General features: G+C 70.4%; 22 protein-coding genes. 4 read left to right on the forward strand and 18 right to left on the reverse strand.

What is annotated here, in order from left to right; translation table 11 throughout:
- Window positions 1-185 precede the first annotated feature (185 nt).
- On the forward strand, window positions 186-1379 hold the full coding sequence (gene mycP, locus Raf01_RS03025; protein WP_203916111.1) for a type VII secretion-associated serine protease mycosin: 1194 nt from the start codon (window positions 186-188) through the stop codon (window positions 1377-1379).
- Window positions 1380-1522: 143 nt separating this feature from the next.
- Here mycP and Raf01_RS03030 read toward each other — a convergent pair whose 3' ends face one another.
- The 3 genes from Raf01_RS03030 to eccB form a co-directional block, all read right to left on the reverse strand.
- Window positions 1523-1813 carry a WXG100 family type VII secretion target gene (locus Raf01_RS03030; RefSeq protein WP_203916112.1) on the reverse strand — a complete coding sequence of 97 codons (291 nt, stop codon included), beginning with the start codon at window positions 1811-1813 and terminating at the stop codon, window positions 1523-1525.
- A 19-nt stretch (window positions 1814-1832) separates the two neighbouring features.
- Window positions 1833-2150, reverse strand: a complete 318-nt coding sequence (locus Raf01_RS03035) for a WXG100 family type VII secretion target (protein ID WP_203916113.1) — start codon at window positions 2148-2150, stop codon at window positions 1833-1835.
- Between the two features lie 127 nt (window positions 2151-2277).
- Entirely contained in the window at window positions 2278-3660 is a 1383-nt protein-coding gene (gene eccB, locus Raf01_RS03040; protein ID WP_203916114.1) for a type VII secretion protein EccB, read from the reverse strand.
- A gap of 106 nt (window positions 3661-3766) precedes the next feature.
- On the opposite strand from eccB, the gene eccE reads away from it, so the two are divergent.
- Genes eccE through Raf01_RS03055 form a run of 3 tightly spaced genes read left to right on the forward strand, consistent with a single transcriptional unit; the run spans window position 3767 to window position 6367 of the window.
- Window positions 3767-5557: a type VII secretion protein EccE gene (gene eccE / locus Raf01_RS03045; protein WP_203916115.1), complete on the forward strand. Its 1791-nt coding sequence runs from the start codon at window positions 3767-3769 to the stop codon at window positions 5555-5557.
- A gap of 22 nt (window positions 5558-5579) precedes the next feature.
- Entirely contained in the window at window positions 5580-5960 is a 381-nt protein-coding gene (locus Raf01_RS03050) for a phage holin family protein (protein WP_203916116.1), read from the forward strand.
- Window positions 5957-6367, forward strand: a complete 411-nt coding sequence (locus Raf01_RS03055; protein ID WP_373319443.1) for a GNAT family N-acetyltransferase — start codon at window positions 5957-5959, stop codon at window positions 6365-6367. The genes Raf01_RS03050 and Raf01_RS03055 overlap by 4 nt, the downstream gene beginning before the upstream one ends.
- A gap of 49 nt (window positions 6368-6416) precedes the next feature.
- Here the strand turns inward: Raf01_RS03055 and Raf01_RS03060 are convergent, their stop codons facing one another.
- The 15 genes from Raf01_RS03060 to Raf01_RS03130 form a co-directional block, all read right to left on the reverse strand.
- Window positions 6417-7112 (reverse strand): anti-sigma factor family protein, encoded by a 696-nt coding sequence (locus Raf01_RS03060; protein ID WP_203916117.1) that lies wholly within the window; start codon window positions 7110-7112, stop codon window positions 6417-6419.
- Window positions 7109-7588, reverse strand: a complete 480-nt coding sequence (locus Raf01_RS03065; RefSeq protein WP_373319450.1) for a sigma-70 family RNA polymerase sigma factor — start codon at window positions 7586-7588, stop codon at window positions 7109-7111. The genes Raf01_RS03060 and Raf01_RS03065 overlap by 4 nt, the downstream gene beginning before the upstream one ends.
- A 168-nt stretch (window positions 7589-7756) precedes the next feature.
- Entirely contained in the window at window positions 7757-8590 is an 834-nt protein-coding gene (locus Raf01_RS03070; protein WP_203916119.1) for an IclR family transcriptional regulator, read from the reverse strand.
- Between the two features lie 377 nt (window positions 8591-8967).
- Entirely contained in the window at window positions 8968-9948 is a 981-nt protein-coding gene (locus Raf01_RS03075; RefSeq protein ID WP_239133329.1) for a polyprenyl synthetase family protein, read from the reverse strand.
- A 326-nt stretch (window positions 9949-10274) separates the two neighbouring features.
- Complete coding sequence (gene nuoN / locus Raf01_RS03080) at window positions 10275-11819, reverse strand: NADH-quinone oxidoreductase subunit NuoN (RefSeq protein WP_275412950.1); 1545 nt, start codon at window positions 11817-11819, stop codon at window positions 10275-10277.
- The gene (locus Raf01_RS03085; RefSeq protein ID WP_203916121.1) at window positions 11816-13357 is read right to left on the reverse strand and encodes an NADH-quinone oxidoreductase subunit M; all 1542 of its coding nucleotides are present in this window, start codon (window positions 13355-13357) and stop codon (window positions 11816-11818) included. Before Raf01_RS03085 ends, nuoN begins: the two co-directional genes overlap by 4 nt.
- A gap of 37 nt (window positions 13358-13394) precedes the next feature.
- On the reverse strand, window positions 13395-15320 hold the full coding sequence (nuoL, locus tag Raf01_RS03090) for an NADH-quinone oxidoreductase subunit L (protein ID WP_203916122.1): 1926 nt from the start codon (window positions 15318-15320) through the stop codon (window positions 13395-13397).
- An 8-nt stretch (window positions 15321-15328) separates the two neighbouring features.
- Window positions 15329-15628 (reverse strand): NADH-quinone oxidoreductase subunit NuoK, encoded by a 300-nt coding sequence (gene nuoK, locus Raf01_RS03095; protein WP_203916123.1) that lies wholly within the window; start codon window positions 15626-15628, stop codon window positions 15329-15331.
- Complete coding sequence (locus tag Raf01_RS03100; RefSeq protein WP_203916124.1) at window positions 15625-16401, reverse strand: NADH-quinone oxidoreductase subunit J; 777 nt, start codon at window positions 16399-16401, stop codon at window positions 15625-15627. The genes nuoK and Raf01_RS03100 overlap by 4 nt, the downstream gene beginning before the upstream one ends.
- A complete protein-coding gene (gene nuoI, locus Raf01_RS03105; RefSeq protein ID WP_203916125.1) occupies window positions 16398-16985 on the reverse strand; it encodes an NADH-quinone oxidoreductase subunit NuoI in 588 nt (195 codons plus the stop codon). The genes Raf01_RS03100 and nuoI overlap by 4 nt, the downstream gene beginning before the upstream one ends.
- 1 nt (window position 16986) lies before the next feature.
- Entirely contained in the window at window positions 16987-18357 is a 1371-nt protein-coding gene (gene nuoH, locus Raf01_RS03110) for an NADH-quinone oxidoreductase subunit NuoH (protein ID WP_203916126.1), read from the reverse strand.
- Complete coding sequence (locus tag Raf01_RS03115; RefSeq protein WP_203916170.1) at window positions 18354-20867, reverse strand: NADH-quinone oxidoreductase subunit G; 2514 nt, start codon at window positions 20865-20867, stop codon at window positions 18354-18356. The genes nuoH and Raf01_RS03115 overlap by 4 nt, the downstream gene beginning before the upstream one ends.
- 29 nt (window positions 20868-20896) lie before the next feature.
- On the reverse strand, window positions 20897-22213 hold the full coding sequence (gene nuoF, locus Raf01_RS03120) for an NADH-quinone oxidoreductase subunit NuoF (RefSeq protein WP_203916127.1): 1317 nt from the start codon (window positions 22211-22213) through the stop codon (window positions 20897-20899).
- 22 nt (window positions 22214-22235) lie between these two features.
- A complete protein-coding gene (gene nuoE, locus Raf01_RS03125; protein WP_203916128.1) occupies window positions 22236-23108 on the reverse strand; it encodes an NADH-quinone oxidoreductase subunit NuoE in 873 nt (290 codons plus the stop codon).
- On the reverse strand, window positions 23108-23199 hold a 92-nt coding region (locus Raf01_RS03130; RefSeq protein WP_203916171.1), incomplete at its 5' end, for an NADH-quinone oxidoreductase subunit D-related protein. The genes nuoE and Raf01_RS03130, both read right to left, overlap by 1 nt.

Here is a 23199-nt window from a genome sequence, read left to right on the forward strand (position 1 = left end):
CCACCGCGCCGAAACTACGAAATCCCGCGACTAAACCTACAAGCCGATGCCGGGTTGCGCAGCAGGTGGTCGCCTCACACGTCGGGTCACGGGTGAAGTCGTCCATCGATACGATCCGACACGGCGTCCCTACACGCGGCGATCATCGGTGGCAGGACGCCTTTCGACGGCATCCTGGAGGCTGCATGCGCCGGATTGTGGCGCCGCTCGTGGCCGTTATGACGCTCTTTGTTGCATTCGTTACACCGGCCCGATCCGCCGAGGCGGCGCCGGCCTGCGCCGGAACGCCGAGCGGGGTGCCGGCCGCCGGCTCACCTCAGGCCGGAGTGCCGTGGGCCGAGCAGCGGTACCAGCCGCAGCGGCTGTCCGGTATCGCCGACGGTACCGGTGTGGTGGTCGCCGTACTCGACTCCGGCGTGGACGGTACGAGCCCGCTGCTGCACGGGCGGGTGCTGCCCGGTACCGACGAGTTGGGCTCCGGCGACGGGCGGCTCGACTGTGTCGGGCACGGTACCGCTGTGGCGAGCATCATCGCCGCGTCCGGATCCGGCGACGGATTCGCCGGGCTGGCACCTCGGGCCCGCATCCTGCCGGTACGGGTGACCGAGCAGGAGATCGTCGGGGGTACGGTAACCGGCCGGCCCGGTACCGTCGCCGGCCTTGCAGGCGCGCTGCGATGGGCGGTTGCGCACGGCGCCCGGGTACTGAACGTGTCCCTGGTCGTCTACCAGGACACGGCCGTCCTCCGCTCAGCGGTCGCCGACGCGCTGGCGCACGACGTGGTCGTGGTCGCCGCCGCCGGCAACGGCCACTCGCGGGGATCCGGGCCGGATCGGGTCCCGTACCCGGCCGGGTACCCGGGCGTGCTCGGGGTCGGTGCGGTCGGCCCGGACGGGCAGCGGCTCTCCGAGTCGCCGATCGGGCCGTTCGTGGACGTCGTCGCGCCCGGCGGGAGCGTGGTAGCGGCTGGTGAGGGAAAGTCGCTGGCCAGCTACAACGGCACCAGCTTCGCCACGCCGTTCGTGTCGGCGACGGCTGCCCTGATCCGGCAGCGCGACCCGGGGCTTCCCGCCGCCGAGGTGTCGGCCCGGATCCTCGCGACCGCCGATCCCGTCCCGGACGGACGCCCTTCCGGCGGGTACGGGTACGGGGTCGTCAACCCGTACCGCGCGGTGACCGAGAGCCCCGACGCCGCCGGTCCGGCGAGTGCGCCGGTACCGGCACGGGTGGCGCCGCGCCCGGTCGCGACGCCGGCACCGGTACGCGGACGGGCCGTCGCCCTGGCGCTGGCCGGCGCCGGACTCGTCGCGCTCGTGGTGCTGGCCGCCACGATCGTTCCGCGAGCGTCACGGCGTCGCTGGCGACCCGGCCGGGGCTGAGCTTCGACCCGGCCAGACACGGCTTCGACCCGGCCAGACGGCTTCGACCGGCTAGACGCAACCGGCCCGGGCGCCTCGGAGCCCGGGCCGGTGCGACGCGCCGCCCGGCCGGAACGACCGGGCGGCGCTGCTGGAACCGTTCACTATTGGAACATCCCGGTGTTGCGGCGCTCGGTGTGCAGGTAGTCGCTGGCCGAGTCGTCGACCGAGACCTTGATGTTCCGCAGGATCCGGGACAGGTCCTCGGCGGCCGAACGCCACTGGGCCTGCCGGACGTCGTACGCCTCACGAGCCGAACCGTCCCACGTCGAGACCAGCGGTGCCGCGTCCTGCTCCAGCTGGCCCAGCTGCGAGGTGAGCGCGTCCAGCGCGGCCTGGATGTCCAGGCTGGCCTGTGAGAGCGCGGCGAAGTTGACGACGAGCGTGTCGCTCATAACCCTGACCATCCCTCTGCTAGAGCGGCAACTGCAGGCCGCCGGTGGCCCCGCGGACCCGGTCCGCCGCGGCGGTGTCAGACATCTGGTACTGCCGGCCCGACGTGCGGATCGCCGTCGCCGTCTCGCCGAGCGCCCGCTGCAGCGCCTGCTGATCCTCGGACCATGCCTGCTTGACCTGCTCGAATGAGGCACCGCCGGCACCCTGCCACTGGGTCCGCAACACCTCCAGCTCGCCGAGCAGCCGGCTCAGCGTGCTCTGCAGAGACTGGCTGACCTGCTCGAACTTGGTCGCGGTGGCCTCCATCACCGCGGCCTGCGCCTGTGTCGTCGGCATCGCGGAACTCGCCCCCAATCCCTCGAATCTCACGTCCTGCGGTCACTGACGTCGCCGACGGTAGCGATGCATCGGAACCCGTCGCTACCCCCGAAGTCGCGCCTGTGGATAACTTCCGGCGGATCAGTCAGAACGGCGTCAATGCCACGGCAGCGGTCGTCCGCGCCGCGTCCGGGTCCAGCGCAGGCCCGGTCGGGAGCGCCGCCACCAGCCCGGACGGCATCCGTACCGGACTCACGCCGGCGTACCCGAGGATGTTCAGCACGTCGGCCCTGGGCACCGGGTACCGCACGCCCAGGTCGGTGACCAGGCTGAGCGCGCCGCTCGGCGCGTCCGGGGACGGCATCGCCTCGACGATCGTGCCCCGGCCGGGCGGCACCACCACCCGCGCGGCGAGCGCACCGTTCGCGCCGGTAACCGGCCCTGCCGGCACGTCGAGCCGTACCGACGGCAGCCGCTGGACGCCGTCGGTGCGGACACACAACCCGGAGTCCACATTGGACGGCTGAGTCAGGGCCGGCATGGACAGCGGCGGCGCGAGTTCATCGGCGCGCGGCGTGAGCGGCGCCGACACCGGTGCGGCGGTGTAGTCGCCGGGAGACAGTTCGATCGCGCCCGACCGGCCCTGTACCGCCGCGGTCTGCCGGTCGCCGAGCAGCAGATTCGCCTGTACCTGCGAGATCGCGGCCAACCCGTCACTCACCGCGACCGCATACTGCGGCACGCCACCCTGCGGGCGTACCACGAAAACCTGCCCCACCGTGAACCCGGCCCGCGACGGCCGTCCCCGCCCGGCGATCGGGACGGCCCCCAGGTCCGGACCGGCCGGTACCGCGTTCAGCAGCGCGGCCGCCACGGACAGCACCGGCTGGCCGCGCCAGGCCAGCGCGCCCAGCGCGAAGTCGGTGACCTGGTGCCGGTGGCCTCGCCAGACCAGCGAGATCCCGCCGGCCGGGTCACCGGCCGCACGCACCAGGACACCGGCGTCGCCGAGCGGGCGCCCGCCCGGCACCGCCTGCCCGATCGACAGGGCCGACGCCCCGGCGGCGTCGGAGCACATCGTCCACGGCGCGCCGAGCAGCCGCCCGGCCTCGGGCAGGGAGTCCGGGGCACCCGCGATGCCCAGCGGCGCCCCGCGGCGCACCCGCTCGATCGAGCGCCGCGCGACCGACACCGTGTGCGCATCGGCGGAGCCGATGACCAGCAGCGCGGAGGTGTAGTTGGGCACCGGGCGCAGGACGCCGTCGAGGTACACGTAGCGCGCCCCGGTCTCCTTTTCGACGATCACCGCCGACGGATCCCGCCAGCCGGTGCCGCCACCCGGCGCGAGTACTCCGTAGACGGCCACCGCGGCGAGCGACAGCGCGGCGACCAGGACGCCGATGAACGTCGATCCGGCCAGCCGGGAAAACGGCGACTGCGCCGGATCGGTCTGCCCGGTGACCAACGCCGAGACCACGCGCTGCGCGGTGAACTGGTACGAGTGAAGCTGGTCGGTCCGTGACGCCACGCCGTCCTCCCGTGCCATTCGGGGTCACCGATGCGAGCGAGCCGGCAATACGATATGCGGCCGGAGGCGATGACGGGAGGTGACCGCGTGCCGACGCTACGAGATCATGGCTGACTCGTCTCGGGTCGCGGTGCGGCGCCAGACGCGCCGAGCCGAACCGGTCGGAGGAGTTCCGGGCCGAATCGTGGCGGCCCAGGTCGCCGTCCTCGTCCTGCTGCTGGCCGCGTTGAGTCATGGCGCGCTGGCCTGGTCGCTCGCGACACCAGTCGCGGTTGCGCTGATCGCGCTGGTGGGCGTGCGCTGGCGGCACCGTTGGCTGCACGCCTGGCTGGCCACCGCGGTGCGCTACCTGGTCCGGGCCCGAACTCCGCCGGCCGGTTCCGGCGCGACCGCTTTGCTCGGGTGGGTCGAGCCGACCGCCTGCTACGGCGCCCAACCGGGCGTCGTCGAGGACTCTGACGGCGTGGTCGCGGTCCTCGAACTGGGCGACGGCGAGGCGCTGCAGCCGGGAGCCCAACCCACCCTTCCATCCCCGGCCGAGCTGGTACCGGCGGCCGGTCCCGGCACCGTCGCGCTGGTCGTCTCGGCCACGCCGGCCGGGGGCGCCGGTCCGGCCGGCGCGTCGTACCGGCAGCTGACCGACGGCCGGATACCGGCCCGGCAGCGGGTACTGCTGGCGGTCCGCGCGTCCCGGGTGGACGTCGACTGGTCCGGCGACGAGCTGCGCCGCTGTCTCGACGGGAGCCTCCGGCGCATCGGCCGCCGGCTGCGCCAGGACGGGATCGCTGTCCGGCAGCTCTCCGTCGAGCAGGTTGCGGCGCTTCTCGACGAGGCGTCGGAGGGCAGCGGTCCGGTGCGGGAGGGCTGGACCGGCATCCGGCTCGGCGGGCTGCGCCAGACCAACCTGCGGGTACTCGGGCTGGATCGGCTTGCCGCCGAGGTCGCCGAGCAGTTCATCGCGCGGTTGCTGGCGCTGCCGGCCGCGTCGACCACGATCGGTTGGTGCGCGTGCGCCGCGGGCACCGAGCTGACGGTACGGCTGGGCGCCGGTACCCCGGCCGGTTTGGCCGCCGCCGTGGCGACCGCGCACCGGCTGGCGGGTACGGCCGGCGCGGTTGTCGAGCGGCTCGACGGGCAGCAACGCCGAGGCCTGGCCGCCACGCTCCCGCTGGCCCGGCCGCCCGGCGGAAGCCCCGGCGGGGAGCCCGGCGCACGGCCTGACGGGGAGCCGGGCTCACCGGAACCGGCGACCGCGCCACGGTTCACGCCGGCCCCGTCCGGGCTCGTCCTCGGACACAACCGGCACGGGCAACCCGTCACCGTACGGCTGTTCCGGCCCGAGCCGACCCGGACGATGCTGCTCGGCGGCGTACCGGCGGCACAGGTGCTCACCATGCGCGCGCTCGCGGTGGGCGCCCAGGTGGTGGTGCAGACCGCCCGGCCGCAGGCGTGGGAACCGTTCCTGCGCGCGGTGAGCCTGCCGACCGGTGGTCTCACCGTGGTACCGCTCGGATCCCCGGTGCCGGCGCCGTTCGGCCCGCTGGTGCCGCAGCTGGTCGTGGTCGACGCAGGAATGCCGGACGCTCCGGCCGTACCGGCGGCCGCCTGGCGCGCCAGCCTGTTGCTGCGCGAGGACGTATCGGCCCCGGACATCGCCGAGCTGTCCCGTGCCGACCTGGTCATCCTCCAGCCGTTGCGGCCCGACGAGGCCGCGCTGGTCGGCGACGCGCTCGGCCTCGACGCCAGCCGCGACTGGCTGGGCCGCCTACCGGCCGACATGGTCGGTGCGGTGAGCCGGGCCGGCGCCGGGCGCAGCGCGGTCCGGTGGGCCGTCCTGTCCGCGACGCTCATCGAACGGCAGGTGATCGGGGCACCGGAGCGGGTCGCCACCGGTTGATCGGACATGCGAGGATCGCCCGATGGGCATCGTCATCCGGGTCGCGGTCACGGCCGTAGCGCTGTGGATCTCCACTCTCCTGCTGTCCGGCATCGAGCTGGGCGGGAGTTCCACGCTGAAGAAGGTCGGCACGCTGATCGTGGTGGCGATCATCTTCGGTGTGATCAACGGAGTGCTCCGTCCGATCATCAAGACCGTCGGTTGCGCCGTGTACGTGCTGACGTTCGGTCTGGTCGCGCTCATCGTGAACGGGCTGCTGTTCCTGCTGACCAGTTGGATCGCCGACCAGTTGACGCTGCCGTTCCACGTGGACAACTTCTGGCCGACCGCCGTCCTCGGCGCGCTGATCGTCGGCGTGGTGAGCTGGCTCATCGACCTGGCGATCCCGAAGAAATTCAAGTGATCGACGGCTACCGGATCGACACCGAGAACTTCGATGTCGACCTGGTGCACCACTGGCTGTCGGACGAGTCATATTGGGCGACCGGGCGCAGCCGGGAAACGGTCGAACTGAGCATCCGCAACTCGCTGTGCCTGGGCGCGTTCGCCGCGGGCGGCGAGCAAGTGGCGTTCGCCCGCGCGGTGACCGACTGGGCCACCTTCGCCTGGATCGCCGATGTGTACGTCGCCAGCGACCACCGGGGCCGGGGGCTCGGCACCTGGCTGGTGGGCGACCTGTGCGACCGGATCAGGGCGTCCGGGGTGAACCGGCTGCTGCTGGCCACCGCCGACGCCCACGGGATATACGCGAAATTCGGATTCGCCGGCCTGGCCCGGCCCGAACGCTTCATGGAGATCGACCTGCGGTGACGGTCCGGCTCGGCGCGTCTTGCGCCGCGCGGCGACCCAGACCGGTCGGTCAGGCAGGCTGGTAGACGAGCAGCTTCTCGCCGTCGGCTCGGTCCAGTTCGATCCGGTCGATGTCGTTCGGGGCGAGCGAGACGTGCGCGTGGGTCGGAGCGGCGTCCTGGCCCGGCCGTACGGGCCAGGGCTTGAGCGGTACCGGCTGGCCGCCACCGCGCGGGTAGACGACCAGTTGCACCATCCACGGCGTGTTGTACTGCGACGACTGGGCGTACAGGCACAGCATCCGAATGTCCGTACCGCCGTCGGCCTCGTCGTAGCCGAGCAGCGCGACGATCGGCACATCCGCGTCGACCGGCCGCATCTGGGCCACCACCGGCTTCGGCGGCGTTGCCGGCTTGCTCACCATCACGGTCACGCCCACCGCCGCCAGCACGGCCAGGCAGGCCGCGGCCAGCCCGGCGCCGGCGAACTGCCAGCGCCGCCGGCGGGCCGAGCGGCCCCGCTCCGCGCCGGCCGTACGCAGCACCGAGTCCAGCAGAGCCGCCGGCGCCTTGGTGGCCGGTCGGTCGATCGCCACCGCGGTACCCGCGTCCAACCGACCCAGCAGTCCCGGCAGCACGGCGAGTTCGGCCACCTCGTTCCGGCATTCCGCGCACCCGGCCAGGTGCCGCTCGTACTGAGCCCGGTCGGCGGGGGCGAGCGCACCCAGCACGTACACGCCAGCATCGACCGTTTGCGGGCACCTCATTGCGTCACCCCCATCTCTTCCAGTACCAGGCGCAGCGAGCGCAACGCGTAGTGCGTACGGGACTTGACCGTCCCTGGTGGCACACCCAGCCGACTCGCCGCCTCGGCCACCGACCGGCCCTGGTAGAAGCACTCCACCAGGACCTGCCGGTGAACCGGGGACAGCCGGCTCAGTGCCTCAGCGATCAGCCACGCCTCAACCGTACGGTCGGTTTCGTCGTCGCTGACCGGTTCGGGCAACGTGTCCGTCACGACCTCGGCCACCCGTACCGACCGTCGCCGCCACGAGTCGATCGCCAGGTTCCTGGCCGTCGTGAACAACCACGCGCGCACCGAGCCTCGGTCCGGATCCAATGCCTCCGGATGCCGCCATGCCCGCAGCAACGTCTCCTGTACCAGGTCCTCGGCCCGCTGGCGGTCACCGCTGACCAATCGCAGGGCATGGGCATACAGCGCATCGCCATGATCGGCGAACATCACCCTCAGCAGCTCGGTGTCGTCGCGAGCCGGTCCTCGCGCCGGACCGGCCAGGCGGCGCTCGACCCTACCCATTCCCATATCCTCCCGCGCCCTACGCAGGATGACACGAGCCGGAACGCGAAGTGGTTCACCGTTCGGTCGTCGAACCGCCAGGTCGGCAGCGGTTCACCGGCGAGCGGCCGGCGGCTCCGGCGGTGTTGTCCCGCCGTTCGGGCCGGGAAGCTCCTCAATGAGGGCGCCGGCGACAGCGCGGGCGGTAGCGGTCAACCGGGCGCGTACCGCCTTGGCCGACGTCATCATCTCGGCGGCCGGCAGCGCGCACGCCACGACCACCCGGCGGTCCGGGTCGCGGTCGGCCATGGCGAGCACCGAGGCGCACGCCACACCCGGCCGGAACTGGCCGATCTCCATCTGCATCGCGCGCCGCTCCCCGGCGGCCAGGTCGGTCTCCAGCGCGTCGGGCGTGACGATCGTGGCCTGGGTGAACGGGCGCATCCCCCAGTCGCGCAGGTACCGGCTGCGCTGCTCGCTGGTCAGCGTGGCCAACAGGGACTTCCCCAGCGCGGTGGCGTGCGCGCCGTCGTCGAACCCGGGGACGAGATCCTCCAGGTACGGCGAGCGGGGCCCCTCGGCCACCGCGCAGAGCACCACCCGGCCGCTGATGAACCGGGCCAGGTAGTGGCTGTACCCGGTGTCCAGCGCCGCCTTGCGCAGCACGTCGGTGACGCTCGCCGGCCCGCGCAGCGCCGCCGTCAGCTCCCGGAACCGGTCCGAGACCTCCATTCCGACCACGTACGTGCCGTCCTCGCGGCGGGCCACGTAGCCCTCGTAGGCGAGCGTCCGGACCAGGTGATAGGTGGTGGCGACGGTGAGCTCACAGCGCCGGGCGATCTGCTTGACCGTCAGGCCCTTCGGCGAGGCTCCAACCGACTCCAGAACCCGCAGCGCCCGCGAGACGCTCCGAATCAGGTCGGAGGGCTCACCCTGTGGATCTCGCACCGGGGCACCTCCCCACGCCTCCAGGCTTTACACCATATGAAATCGGCTTTGATTTGTGAACGCCTGTCCGTTCTGCAACGTGCTGGGAAACCGCCGCGAGACAGCAACGCCGGGCAGCCGGGCGCCGACGCCGGGGAGGCTGCCGGATGAATCTTCCCTCGTCACGAGGGGTGAGCGAGTGATTGCGCTTTGGTATGACCACCGGAAAGACGGTGACGAGATTGTGACCCTAATCTCGCCAAAAACCCGCGGCGGGGCACTGGAAGATCGAGATCTGTGCCGCGCGGCGGCGATCGGGTCGGACTCGCGGGTTTGCCGCACACCGCCGCCGCGGGCGCCACGTGTCCGCCGGAAGGCGGCCGGTCCGCCGTCCTGGCTCAGCTGGTGCGGTCGGCGATGAACTCGCAGAGCGATTCCAAGGCCCGGCGCGCGGACGTGTCCGGCAGCGGCGCCAACTCCGTGCGTGCCTGCTCGGCGTACCCCCGGACGGTCTCCCGGGCGTGCTTGAGCGCCGCGGACTCCCGGAGCAGCCCGAGCGCCTCGGCGTGCCGCCGCTCGTCGGTGAGCGGGCCGTCCGCCAGCAACTGCCGCAGCCGTACCGAGCCGGCGTCGCGCTCGTCCGAGGCGAGTGCGTACAGCACCGGGAGCGTGGGCACGCCCTCGCGCAGGTCGGTGCCCGGGGTCTTGCCCGACACCGGGGAATCGGACTCGATGTCCAGCAGGTCGTCGGAGAGCTGGAACGCGATGCCCATCGCCTCGCCGTACCGGGCCAGCGCCTCGGCCTGATCCTGTGGCGCACCGGCGAACATGGCCCCGAACCGGGCCGACGTCGCCATGAGCGAACCGGTCTTCTCGGCGAGAACGTACAGGTAGTGCCGGACCGGGTCGGCGTCTCTCGGGCCGACCGTCTCGGCGATCTGCCCGTGGACCAGCCGGGAGAACGTGCTCGCCTGGATCCGGACCGCCTCGGGGCCCAGCTGAGCCGCCACGTCGGCGGCCCGGGCGAACAGGAAGTCGCCGACCAGGATGGCGACCGAGTTGTCCCAGCGGGAGTTGGCGCTGGGGGTGCCGCGGCGCAGCGACGCCTCGTCCATCACGTCGTCGTGGTACAGGGTCGCCACGTGGGTCAGCTCCACCACCTCGGCGGCCTTGACGACCTCGGGACGGCGGTGGTCTCCGAACTGAGCGCAGATCGCCACGAGCAGCGGCCGGAACCGCTTGCCGCCCGCGTCGACCAGGTGCCGAGCGGCCTCGGCCACCAGCGGGTCTCCGCTGGCGAGCGCGACGTGCAGCCCCGCCTCGACCTCCGCGAGCGTGGCCGCAACAGCCGACTCCAGCTCGGGATCGGATAACGGGATGCCGACTGAGTCGCTGGGAACCGCACCTACCACGACTCAACGATGCCATACCCGCCGGCAGGCGCCGATCCGGCCCCGGGCGGCCGTCAGGTATTCGTCAACCGGGTGCGGCTATCGCGCGTACCGTGCCGGGTTTGCCGGGTTCCGGCCCACCCCAACCGGGTTCCGGCGCGCCCCGGCCGAGTTTCGACGCACCTCAGCCGGGTTCCGGCGCACCCGACGGGGCGGCCGGGCATGGGCCGGCCCGCCGCATGGCAGCGGGCCGGGTGTCCGACCGGTCCGGCTCGGCGCGGCTGGCGCCACGCCACGACCCGGACCGGTCGTTCTCAGCGAATGAACTGGGCCGCGTGGTTGGTCAGGTCCAACAGCGGCGCCGGTACGACGCCCAACACCAGCGTGGCGAGCCCGCCGATGGCCAGCGTGGCCGAGGTCAGGGCGCCGGGGATGGACACCGTCGGAGTCGACTCACCTGGCTCGGACAGCCACATCATGACCACCACCCGCAGGTACGGGAAGGCGAGGATCATGCTGCTGACCACACCGAACACGACCAGCCACGACTGGCCGCCGCCGATCGCCGCGGCGAACACCGCGAACTTGCCGGTGAAGCCGCTGGTCAGCGGGATACCGGCGAAGGCCAGCATGAGGAACGTGAACAGGCCCGCGTACAGCGGGGAGCGGCGGCCGAGCCCGGCCCAGCGGGACAGGTGGGTGGCCTCGCCGTCGGCGTCCCGTACCAGGGTCACCACCCCGAACGCGGCGATGACCGTGAACCCGTACGTGACGAGATAGAACAGGGTGCTCGACAGGCCGTCCTTGCTCAGGCCCAGGACGCCCACCAGGATGTACCCGGCGTTGGCGATCGACGAGTAGGCGAGCAGCCGCTTGATGTCGGTCTGGGTGACCGACAGGATCGAGCCGACCAGCATGGTGAGCACCGCAATCGCGCCGATGACGGGCCGGAAGTCCCAGTCCGTGCCCTGGAATGCCACGTACAGCACGCGGATCAGGGCACCGAACGCGGCCACCTTGGTGCAGGCCGACATGAACGCGGTGATCGGGGTCGGTGCGCCCTGGTACACGTCCGGGATCCAGACGTGGAACGGCGCCGCGGCCGCCTTGAACAGCAGGCCCAGCGCGACCAGAGCCAGGCCGATGTACAGCAGCGTCGTGCTCTGCGTCGAGGTCTGGATCGCGCTGTGAATGCCGGCGAAGGAGATCTGCCCGGAGAACCCGTACAGCATCGCGATGCCGAACAGGAAGAACGCGGAGGCGAACGAGCCGAGCAGGAAATACTTCATGGCCGATTCCTGCGACAGCAGCCGGCGCCGCCGGGCCAGGCCGCACATCAGGTACAGCGGCAGGGAGAAGACCTCCAGCGCGACGAACATCGTCAGCAGGTCGTTCGCCGAGACGAACAGCATCATGCCGCCGAGCGCGAACAGCAGCAGCGGGTACACCTCGGTACCGGCGTCCTCACGGGCGGCCTGGGTGCGGTCCTCCTCGGTACCCGCGGTGACCGCGGCCGCGGCGACGAACGGCCCGCCCGGCTCCAGGGTGCGCTCCGCGATCAGCAGCAGCGCGACGATGCCGAGTGCGGCCAGCGAACCCTGCAGGAACAGGGCCGGCCCGTCCAGCGCGATGGCGGCGCCAGCGGTCAGCTCCCGGGTACCCGACTCGGTGATCACTACGATCAGCGCGGCGACCAAGGCGCCCAGCCCCAGCACCAGCTGGAGCGCGTACCGGCTGCGGCGCGGTACGAACGCCTCGATCAGCACCCCGACGGCAGCCGCACCGAACAGGATGAGCATCGGCGCGAGCGCACCGTAATTGAGGTGCGGAAGCTGGAGAGCATCCTGCGCGATTGTCACTTGCCGCCTCCCTGAGCGACCGTCGGGTTCGGGTCGGACGTCCCGATCTGCGAGAACGTCGCCTTGACCGCCGGGTTGATGACGTCGGTGACCGGCTTGGGATAGAAGCCGAGCAGCAGAAGCAGCACGATCAGCGGGGCGACCACGACCTTCTCCCGCACCGACATGTCCCGGCGCATCGCGTCGACCTTCTCCAGGGCCGGGTTCAGCGTGCCCTGGGTGGTGCGCTGCACCATCCAGAGCACGTAGGCCGCGGCCAGGATGATGCCGACGGTCGCGATTACGGCCACCGTCTTGTGCACCGTGAAGGTGCCCAGCAGAACCAGGAACTCGCTGACGAACGGGCTGGTGCCCGGCAGCGCGAGCGAGGCCAGACCGGCGATGAAGAACACCCCGCCGAGGACCGGCATCAGCTTGCCGGCGCCGCCGAAGTCGGAGACCAGCGAGCTGCCCCTGCGCGCCACCAGCATGCCCACGACCAGGAACAGCAGGCCGGTGGCCAGACCGTGGTTGAGCATGTAGAGCACCGCACCGGTTCCGCCCTGGGTGGTGAAGGCGAAGATGCCGATGCCGATGAAGCCGAAGTGCGCGATCGACGTGTACGAGACCAGCCGCTTGAGGTCGTTCTGCCCGATCGCCAGCAGCGCGCCGTAGATGATGCCGACCAGCGCCAGTACCAGGCCCAGCGGGGCGAAGTACTTCGACGCGTGGGGGAACAGCGGCAGGCAGTACCGCAGGATCCCGAACGTACCGACCTTGTCCAGCACTCCGACCAGGAGCGCGGCGGCTCCGGCCGGCGCGGCGCCACCGGCGTCCGGCAGCCAGGTGTGGAACGGGAAGAACGGCGCCTTGATGGCGAACGCGACGAAGAAGCCCAGGAACAGCCACCGCTCGGTGGTGGTGGACATGTGGAGCGAGGTCAGCTGGTGCCAGTCGAAGGTGCCGTGGCCGAGCTGGTCGCGCCCGACGACCCAGAGGCCGATGACCGCGGCGAGCATGAGCAGCCCGCCGACCAGCGAGTAGAGGAAGAACTTCACCGCCGCGTACTGCCGGCGCTGCCCGCCGTACGACCCGATCAGGAAGTACATCGGGACGAGCATGACCTCGAAGAACACGTAGAACAGGAAGATGTCCGCCGCGGCGAACACCCCGATCATCGTGCACTCCAGGGCGAGCAGCAGCGCGAAGTAGGTCGGGACCGATCGCTTGGCGCTGTCGACGTCGTGCCAGGAGGCCAGGATCACCAGCGGTACCAGCAGGGCGATCAGCGCGAGCATGACCAGCGCGATGCCGTCGGCCTCGAAGGTGAACCGGGCTCCCCAGAACGGGATCCACTGGTACGACTCGCGGAACTGGAAGCGCGACCCGTTGGCGTTGAAGGTGGCGTACATGACCGCGGTCAGTACCAGGGCCGCCAGCGACCAGACCAACGCGACGACCTTGGCCAGCTGCGGCCGGCTGCGGGGTAGGCACGCCACCACCGCGGCGCCGACCAGCGGCCCGCCGGTGAGCACGCTCAGATACGGAAAGGAGCTCATACTGCGGTGGCCTTCCCCAATCGCTTTCTAATGCCGGTCATCCGAGTGCCACCGCCAGCATCGCCGCCACGATGAGCAGCGCACCTCCGAGCATGGACAGGGCGTAGCTGCGGACGAATCCGGTCTGCGTGCGCCGTAGCCGGCCCGAGCTGCCGCCGACCAGCGCGGCGAGCCCGTTGACCAGGCCGTCGATGCCGCGGTTGTCGAGGTACACCAGGGCACGGGTCAGGTACAGGCCCGGCTTCTCGAAGACCGTCTCGTTGAACATGTCGCCGAACAGGTTGGCGCGGGCCGCCGCGACGACCGGTCCGGCCGGCTGCTCCTGGGGGGCGGTACCCCTGCGGAACAGCAGCAGCCCGATCGCGAGGCCGATCAGGACCACGACGAACGTCATGCCGGTCGCCCACCACTGGCCGATGTGCTCGTGGCCCTCGGCCGCCGGGTTGTTGAACACCGGCCGCAACCAGTCCTTCACGTTGAACGGCGAGTAGACGAACAGGGCGCCGGCCGCGATCGAGCCGACCGCCAGCAGCACCAGCGGGATCGTCATCACGGCCGGGGACTCGTGCGGGTGCTCGATGTCCTCGGTCCAGCGCTTCGGCCCGTGGAACGTGAGCACGAACAGCCGGGTCATGTAGAACGCGGTCAGCCCGGCGCCGAGCAACGCGGCGGAGCCGAACAGCCAACCAGTCCAGCCGGCCCGGTTGAACGCCGATTCGATGATCGGATCCTTGGAGAAGAAGCCGGACAGCGGCGGGATACCAATGATCGACAGGTACCCGAGCCCGAACGTGGCCCAGGTGATCGGCATGTACCGCCACAGGCCGCCGAAGCGCCGGATGTCGGTCCGGTCCTTCATGCTGTGCATGACCGAACCGGCGCCGAGGAACAGGCCGGCCTTGAAGAAGCCGTGCGCGAGCAGGTGAATCAGCGCCAGCGCGTACGCCGCGCCGCCCAGGCCCACGCCGAGGAACATGTACCCGATCTGGGACACCGTCGACCAGGCCAGTACCCGCTTGATGTCGTCCTTGGCCCCACCGATGATCGACCCGAACAGCAGGGTGAACGCGCCGACCGCGACGACCACCGTCTGGAGCGTCAGGTTGGCGGTGAACAGCGGGTTGGACCGGGCGATCAGGTACACGCCGGCGGTCACCATGGTCGCGGCGTGGATCAGGGCGGAGACCGGGGTCGGGCCCTCCATCGCGTCCGGCAACCATGCCTGGAGCGGGAACTGGCCCGACTTGCCGCACGCGCCGAGCAGGAGCAGCAGGCCGAGGATCAGGATCGTGGTCTGGCCGGCGCCGTGCGACGCGACCCCGTTGAACACGTCGGCGAAGTTGACCGAGCCGAACGTGGCGAACATCAGGAAGATGGCGGTCACGAACCCGGCGTCACCGACGCGGTTCATGATGAACGCCTTCTTGCCGGCGGTGGCCGCGGCTGGCCGGTCGTACCAGAACGAGATAAGCAGGTAAGACGCGAGACCCACGCCCTCCCACCCGACGAACGTGATCACGTAGTTGTTGCCGAGTACCAGCAGCAACATCGCGGCGACGAACAGGTTGAAGTACCCGAAGAAGCGCCGGCGCCCCTCGTCGTGTGACATGTACCCCACGGCGTACAGATGGATCAGGAAGCCCACGCCCGTGATCAGCAGCACGAAGATCGCCGACAACGGGTCGTACAGCAACCCGAACTGCACCTTCAGCCCGCCGACCGGAATGAAGTCGAACAGGTTGAGCGACGCCGCCCGGTACGGGCTGGAAAGGCCGCGCAGCGAGAAGAAGTAGATCAGGCCGAGGATGAACGAGGCGAGCACGCTCGCCACGCCCAACAGGTGACCCCACCGCTCGGTGAAGCGGCCGAACAGCAGCAAGATCGCGGCGCTGGCCAGCGGAATCGCGACGAGCAACCAGATACTGGACAGCGTCCCATGCGCTGCCGCGAAGTGAACCGGCATCTAAAACCTCAGTACTTCAGCAGGTTGGCGTCGTCGACGCTGGCCGACCGCCGGGTACGGAAGATCGACATGATGATGGCGAGCCCGACAACGACCTCGGCCGCGGCCACCACCATCACGAAGAAGGCGATGATCTGACCGTCGAGGCTGCCGTTGATCCGGCTGAACGTGACCAGCGCGAGGTTGGCCGCGTTCAGCATCAACTCGATGCACATGAACAGCACGATCGCGTTGCGCCGGACCAGTACTCCCACCGCGCCAATGGTGAACAGCGCGGCCGAGAGCACTATGTAGTAAGTCGGGGTCATCGCTCAGTTCCCTTCGGAGCCGACTCGGCACCGCTCAGCTCCCGGGTCGGCAGGATCTTCGAAACGCTGCGGTCGGCGAACGTTCCGTCCGGCAGCAGGGCCGGCGTGGCCACCGAGTCAGAAGTGGCGTAGACGCCCGGTCCGGGCTTGGGGCCGGGGTAGTTGCCCGGCGCGAAGCGCGCCTTCATCAGGTCGACCTGGCTGAGCCGGTTCTCCCGGCGCCGTTCGACGTGCGCCAGGATCATCGCGCCGACCGCCGCCGTGATCAGCAGCGCGGAGGTGACCTCGAAGGCGAAGACGTACTTGGTGAACAGCAGCGCGGCGATGCCCTGGACGTTCCCGCCGTTGGCCTGGTTCGCGGCGTCCAGGCCCTTCGCCGAGACGCTGCCCATCGCGCGGGCGATCGCCGTGCAGACCAGGCCGGCGAATCCGAGGCCGATGAGGATCGCCGCGGTGCGCTGGCCGCGGAGTGTCTCGATGAGCGCGTCCGAGGAGTCCCGGCCGACCAGCATCAGCACGAACAGGAACAGCATCATGATGGCGCCGGTGTAGACGATGATCTGCACCATGCCGATGAACGGCCCGGCCTGCAGCACGTAGAACACGCCCAGCGACAGCATGGTGAGCACCAGGAACAGGGCCGAGTGCACGGCGTTGCGCGCCCACACCATCCCGATGGCGCCGATCAGCGCGAGCGGCCCGAAGATCCAGAAGAAGACCTTCTCGCCGGTACCCATCTGGCCCGCCGCGGCGGCCAGAATCGAATGACTCATGCGGCACCCCTGCTGAGTGGTTCCCCGGGCTGGGACGCGTCGGCGCCCCCGGCACGCTCGGCACCGGCCGAGGTACCCGGGTTCGTCAGGCTCCCGAGGTAGTAGTCCTTTTCGGAGTCGCCCAGCCGCATCGGGTGCGGTGGCTGCTCCATCCCGGGCAGCAGCGGCGCGAGCAGCTGCTCCTTGGTGAAGATCAGATCCTGCCGGCTGTCCCGTGCCAGCTCGTACTCGTTGCTCATGGTCAGCGAACGGGTCGGGCAGGCTTCGATGCACAGCCCACAGAAGATGCAGCGGGCGTAGTTGATCTGGTAGACGCTGGCGTACCGCTCACCGGGCGAGAAGCGCTGCTCCTCGGTGTTGTCGCCGCCCTCGACGTAGATCGCGTCGGCCGGGCAGGCCCAGGCGCACAGCTCGCAGCCGATGCACTTCTCCAGCCCGTCCGGGTGACGGTTCAGGATGTGCCGGCCGTGGTACCGGGGGGCCGGCGTCGGCGGCTTGAACGGGTACTCCGTCGTGACGACCTTGCGGAACATGTGCGCGAAGGTCACCCCGAAGCCCTTGAACGAGCCGGTGAAGGTACCCACCTCAGTTCTCCTTCTCGTCTGTTCCGCCGCCGACGGTCGCCGGCTCGCGCTGGCCGGTCAGCCGCTGCAGCCGAGGGCTCGGCGGAACCTGCAGGTCCAGCGGCGGCAGCGGGAAGCTGCCCTCGGGCAGCTGGGCGAGCTGCTCTTCCAGCTGCTCCGTGGACGGCGCCTCCGGCCCCTTCTTCTCCGGCCAGAGGAACACCGCGATCAGCGCGACCACGACCACACCCGCGATCACGAACCAGCGGGTGTTGCCGGTGGGCGTGCGCTGCGTCGTCTTGATTCCGGCCAGGATCAGGATCCAGACCAGGTTCGCCGGAAGCAGGACCTTCCAACCCAGCCGCATGAACTGGTCGTACCTCAGCCGGGGCAGCGTGGCCCGCAGCCAGATGAAGCCGAACAGGAAGATCAGTACCTTGCCGAGGAACCAGATCAGGCCGAACCAGCTGTGGTTCAGGACGCCGTGGTCGATCAGCGAGAGCGGCCACGGCACCCGCCAGCCGCCGAGGAACAGCGTCGCGCCGACCGCCGACACGTTGATCATCGCGATGTACTCGGCCAGGTAGAACATCGCGAACTTGAACGACGAGTACTCGGTCAGGTAACCGCCGACGAGTTCGGACTCGGCCTCGGGCAGGTCGAACGGCGCCCGGTTGGTCTCACCGACCGCCGAGATCGCGTAGATCACGAAGCTGGGCAGCGTGACGATCGCGTACCAGCTCGGCGCCTGTGGGTGCCAGCCGAAGATGTCCCAGTTGGCCTGGGCGCCACCGGCCTGGGCGTGCACGATCCCGGAGGTGGACATCGTGCCGGCGGTCATGAACACCGCGACGATGGACAGGCCCATCGCCACTTCGTACGAGATCATCTGGGCGCTCGACCGGAGGCCGCCGAGCAGCGGGTACGTCGACCCGGAAGCCCAGCCGGACAGCACGATGCCGTACACCGACATGGACGTCGCGGCGAGGATCACCAGTACGGCGACCGGCACGTCGGTCAGCTGCAGCGGCGTCCGGTGCCCGAAGATCGAGACCATCGGCCCGAACGGGATCACCGCGAAGGTGATGAACGCGCAGGTACCCGCGATCACCGGAGCGAGGAAGTAGACCACCTTGTCCGCGGTGATCGGGATGATCTCCTCCTTGAACGGCAGCTTCATGCCGTCCATGAGGCTCTGCAGCCAGCCATTCGGGCCGACCTGGTTGGGGCCGGGCCGTACCGCCATCCGCGCCACGACCTTGCGCTCATACATGATCGTGAACAGCGTCAGTACCAGCAGCAGGGCGAAGACGGCGACTACCTTGATCAGCACCAGCCACCAGACGTCGTGGCCAAAGTTGGCCAGCGTCGGGTCCTGCGCAAGATACTTCACCGGGCACCTCCTTCGGCGGAGATCCGCACGACCGCGCCGGAGGCTACACCGAGGGTGCGGTGCACTCCCGAGCCGGGTGAGTTGGTTGGCAGCCAGACCACACTGTCGGGCAGGTCGGTGATGGCCGCCGGCATGGTCAGCGCGCCCCGGTCGGTGCCGACCGTGACCGCGTCGCCCTCGGCGACACCGAGCCGCGCGGCCGCCTCCTTGGACAGCCGCACCAGCGTCGGGCGGGCGGTGCCCTTCAAAATGTCGTCGCCGTCCAGCAGGCTGCCCGAGTCGATCAGCTGGTGCCAGGTGGCCAGGACAGCCTCACCGTCGGCCGGCCGCGCCGCGTGTCCGGCGGTGACCGCCGGCGCCGCGGGCCGCGCGGCGGTGGTCGAGGGCAGCGAGCCCATCTCCCGCCGCACCGACGCCGGGTCGCCCACGCCCAGTTCCACACCAAACTCGCGGGCCAGCGCGTCGAGTACCCGCGCGTCGGTCATGGCCGGGGTGTTGAGCACCCTCTCGAAGCTGCGTACCCGCCCCTCCCAGTTGAGGAACGAGCCCGCCTTCTCGGCCACCGGCGCGATCGGGAACACCACGTCGGCCCGCCGGGCCACCGCGCTGCGCCGCAGTTCGATGCTGACCAGGAAACCCACCCTGTCCAGCGCGTCCTCGGCGGCCCGCGGGTCAGCCAGGTCGGCCGGGTCGACGCCGGCCACCACCAGCGCGTCCAGCCGCTCGTGCGCGGCGGCCTCGATGATGTGATCGGTGTCCCGGCCCAGCCGGTTCGGCAGCACACCCGACTCCAGGTCCCATGCCTGGGCCAGCTCGGCACGGCCGGCCGCGTCCAGCACCGGACGGCCGCCGGGCAGCAGGTTCGGCAGGCAGCCGGCCTCGATCGCGCCCCGGTCGCCGGCCCGGCGCGGTACCCACGCCAGCCGGGCGCCGGTACGCGCGGCGAGCGCTGCGGCGGCCGACAGCGCACCCGGTACGGTGGCCAGCCGCTCGCCGACGATCAGCAGCGCGCCCTCGATGCCCAGCGCGGTGCTCACCGCCTCGTTGCTGGCCAGTGCCGCGGCCTCGTCGCCCGGAACGGTCGGGATCAGCGTGGCGCCGATCTTCGTGAAGCCGGGGCTGGCGAACGGCGCGAGAGCGTAGACCGGCACGGCGCGCTTGTTGTACGCCTTGCGCAGCCGCAGGAAGAGGATCGGGCACTCCTCCTCCGGTTCCAGCCCGACGATCACCACGGCCGGCGCGGCGTCCACGTCGGCGTACGTCACGTGGTGCGTCCCGACCACCGACGAGGCCAGGAAGTCCTGCTCCTCGTTGATGGAGCGGCTCGCCGGGTCGGCGGAGCGCACCGGACGGGACCGGAAGTCGATGTCGTTGGTGCCCAGCACCACCCGGGAGAACTTCGCGTACGCGTACGCGTCCTCGACGGTCAGCCGGCCACCGGTCAGTACGCCGACGCCCTTGCGCTCACGCGCCCGGCGCAGCCCCTCGGCTGCCACCGACAGCGCCTCCGGCCAGGACGCGGTGCGCAGCTCCCCGGTCTTCCGGTCGCGCACCATCGGCTCGGTGATCCGGTCGGTGGCGTTCGCGTACTGGAAGCCCCAGCGGCCCTTGTCGCAGTTCCACTCCTCGTTGACCTGAGGGTCGTCGCCGGCCAGCCGGCGCAGGACCTTGCCCCGCCGCCAGTCGGTGCGCTGCGAGCAGCCGGCGGCACAGTGCTCGCAGGCGCTCGGCGTGGACACCAGGTCGAACGGGCGAGACCGGAACCGGTACTGGGCGCCGGTCAGCGCGCCGACCGGGCAGATCTGCACCGTGTTGCCAGAGAAGTAGGAGTTGAACGGGTCGTCGTCGGCGTCCGGCTGCTGCTGCTCGTAGGCCAGCTCGTCGATCGTCGAGTGGTCCCGGGGGTGGCCGAACGCGGCGTCCCGGAAGATGCCGATCTGCTCCGCTGAGCCGCGGTCCATCAGGTCGATGAACTTGTCTCCGGCGATCTCCTCGGAGAACCGGGTGCACCGCTGGCACAGCACGCACCGCTCACGGTCGAGAAGCACCTGGGTGGAGATGTTGATCGGCTTCTCGTACTCGCGCTTGTGGTCGTGGAACCGGGTGTCCGTACGGCCGGTGGACATCGCCTGGTTCTGCAGCGGGCACTCACCGCCCTTGTCGCACATCGGGCAGTCGAGAGGGTGGTTGATCAGGAGGAACTCCATGATCCCCTCTTGCGCCTTCTTGGCGACGCTGCTGGTCAGCTGCGTGCGGACGACCATGCCGTCGGCGACCGGCTGGGTACAGGACGCCACCGGCTTGCGCTGGCCCTCGATGTCCACCAGACACTGCCGGCAGGCGCCGGCCGGCGCGAGCAGCGGGTGGTCGCAGAACCGCGGGATCGCGATGCCCAGCCGCTCGGCGGTCCGGATGACCAGCTCACCCTTCGGCGCCTCGACCTCGATGCCGTCGATGGTGAGCTTCACCGTCGGTACCGGCGGCGGCGTCGGCGCGGTCGCCGACGGCACGGCCTGGGTGCTCTTTTCCAAATCGGTCACTAGTGCGCTCCCACCAACTCCGCGGGCGACAACAGCGGAGACCTGCGGCCCTCGATGTAGTCCAGGTAGTCCTGCTTGAAGTACTTCATGGACGACTGCACCGGGCTGGCCGCGCCGTCGCCGAGGGCGCAGAACGAACGGCCGAGCAGGTTGTCGCAGGTGTCCAGCAGAGTGTCCAGGTCCTCGTGGGTGCCCTTGCCGGCGAGGATCCGGTGCAGTACCTGCACCATCCAGTAGTTGCCCTCGCGGCACGGCGTGCACTTGCCACACGATTCGTGGTGGTAGAACTCGATCCACCGGTACGTGGCGTAGACCACGTCGTCCTGGTCGGAGAAGACCTGCACGGCCGTGGTACCGAGCATGGTGCCCACGCCGGCCATGCCCTCGAAGTCCAGCGGCGCGTCCAGGTGCGCGGCGGTCAGCATCGGCGTCGACGAGCCACCCGGGGTCCAGAACTTCAGCTCGTGGCCGGGCTGCATGCCGCCGGCCAGCTCGATCAGCTGCCGCAGCGTGATGCCCAGCGAGCACTCGTACTGGCCCGGGTTGTTGACCCGCCCGGAAATCGAGTAGATCTTCGGGCCGGGCGACTTCTCGGTACCCATGCTGCGGAACCAGCCGGCCCCACCCAGCACGATGTACGGCACGCTCGCGATCGTCTCGACGTTGTTCACCACCGTCGGGCTGGCGTACAGCCCGTGGGTGGCCGGGAACGGCGGTCGCAGCCGGGGCTGGCCGCGGTAGCCCTCCAGCGAGTCGAGCAGGGCCGTCTCCTCGCCGCAGATGTACGCGCCCGCCCCGCTGTGCACCACGACCTCCAGGTTGAACCCGGAGCCGAGGATGTTCTCGCCGAGGTACCCGGCGGCCTTCGCCTCATTCACCGCGTTGCGCAGCCGGCGCGCGGCGTGGATCGCCTCACCCCGGATGTAGATGAAGGCGCGGTCGGCCCGGATCGCGTAGCAGGCGATGATGATGCCCTCGATCAGCGAGTGCGGGTCGGCCATCATCAGCGGCAGGTCCTTGCAGGTGCCCGGCTCGCCCTCGTCGGCGTTCACCACCAGGTAGTGCGGCTTGCCGTCGTTCTGCGGGATGAAGGCCCACTTCATCCCGGTGGGGAAGCCCGCGCCACCCCGGCCGCGCAGGCCGGAATCCTTGACCAGGGCGATCAGGTCGTCCGGGTGAGCGGTCAGCGCCTTGCGCAGGGCGGCGTACCCGTCGAGCCGCTCGTACACGTCGATCTTCCAGGCGTCCGGCGACAGCCAGCGCTTGGTGAGGACCGGCGTGAGCTTCGCCAAGGCTTCCTGGGAGGGGGCGGTCATGCTCCTGTCACCTCTTCGTTCTTCACGACGGGTCCTCGCGGCCCGGCGTCACGTCGCCGGCCGGCTTGGCGTCGCTGGCCGGCTTGTTCGCCTCCAGGCCCTTCGACTCCGCCGGTGAGGTCACCACGGGCGCGGCCGACGGGGCGGGAGCCGGCGGGGCGGCCTTCTCTTTCTCGGCCTTGGCCTCGGCGGCCGCCTTCGCCGCCTCGCGGTCGGCCTGCGTCGGGATCGGCGTGTTCGGGTCGTACCCGGCCACCGAGACGCTGTACTGCTCGGCCAGCCGATTGCCGCGCAGCGTCGACTCGCCGGCCGGCCCATCGGCCAGGGCGCCGTCCCGCTCCTCGGCGAACCCGGCGAGCTGGATCGACATCTCCTTGAGCGTGCACAGCCGGGCGCCCCGGGTCGGGGTCGGACGTTCGCCGTTCTTGAGCTGCCGCACCATGTCCAGCGCCTGCTCGGCCTGGACGTTGTCGAAGAACTCGTAGTTGACCGTGACCACCGGCGCGTAGTCGCACGCCGCGAGGCATTCGGCGTGCTCCAGCGTGATGGTGCCGTCCGCGGTCGTCTCGTCGTGCCCGACGCCGAGTTCCTCGGACAGCGTCTGGAAGGTCCGGTCACCGCCGAGCACGCCGCACATGGTGTTGGTGCAGACGCTGACCAGCCAGTCGCCGGTCGGCCGGCGCTTGTACATGGTGTAGAACGTGGCGACAGCGCCGACCTGGGCCCGGGTAATGCCCAGTTGCTCGGCGCAGAAGGTCACCCCCTCCGGCGAGACGTACCCCTGCTCGGACTGCACCAGGTGCAGCAGCGGCAGCAGTGCGGACCGCTCGCGACCGACCGGGTACCGCGCGATGATCTCCTTCGCGCGGGTGTAGGTCTCTTCACTGAAAGCCATTAACGGTCACACCCACCCATCACCGGGTCCAACGAAGCTCCTCCGGCGATCACGTCGGCCAGCAAAGCACCCTCCGCCATCGCGGGGATGG

Origin of the sequence: Rugosimonospora africana (assembly GCF_016862975.1) — a bacterium.
Lineage (GTDB): Bacteria > Actinomycetota > Actinomycetes > Mycobacteriales > Micromonosporaceae > Rugosimonospora > Rugosimonospora africana.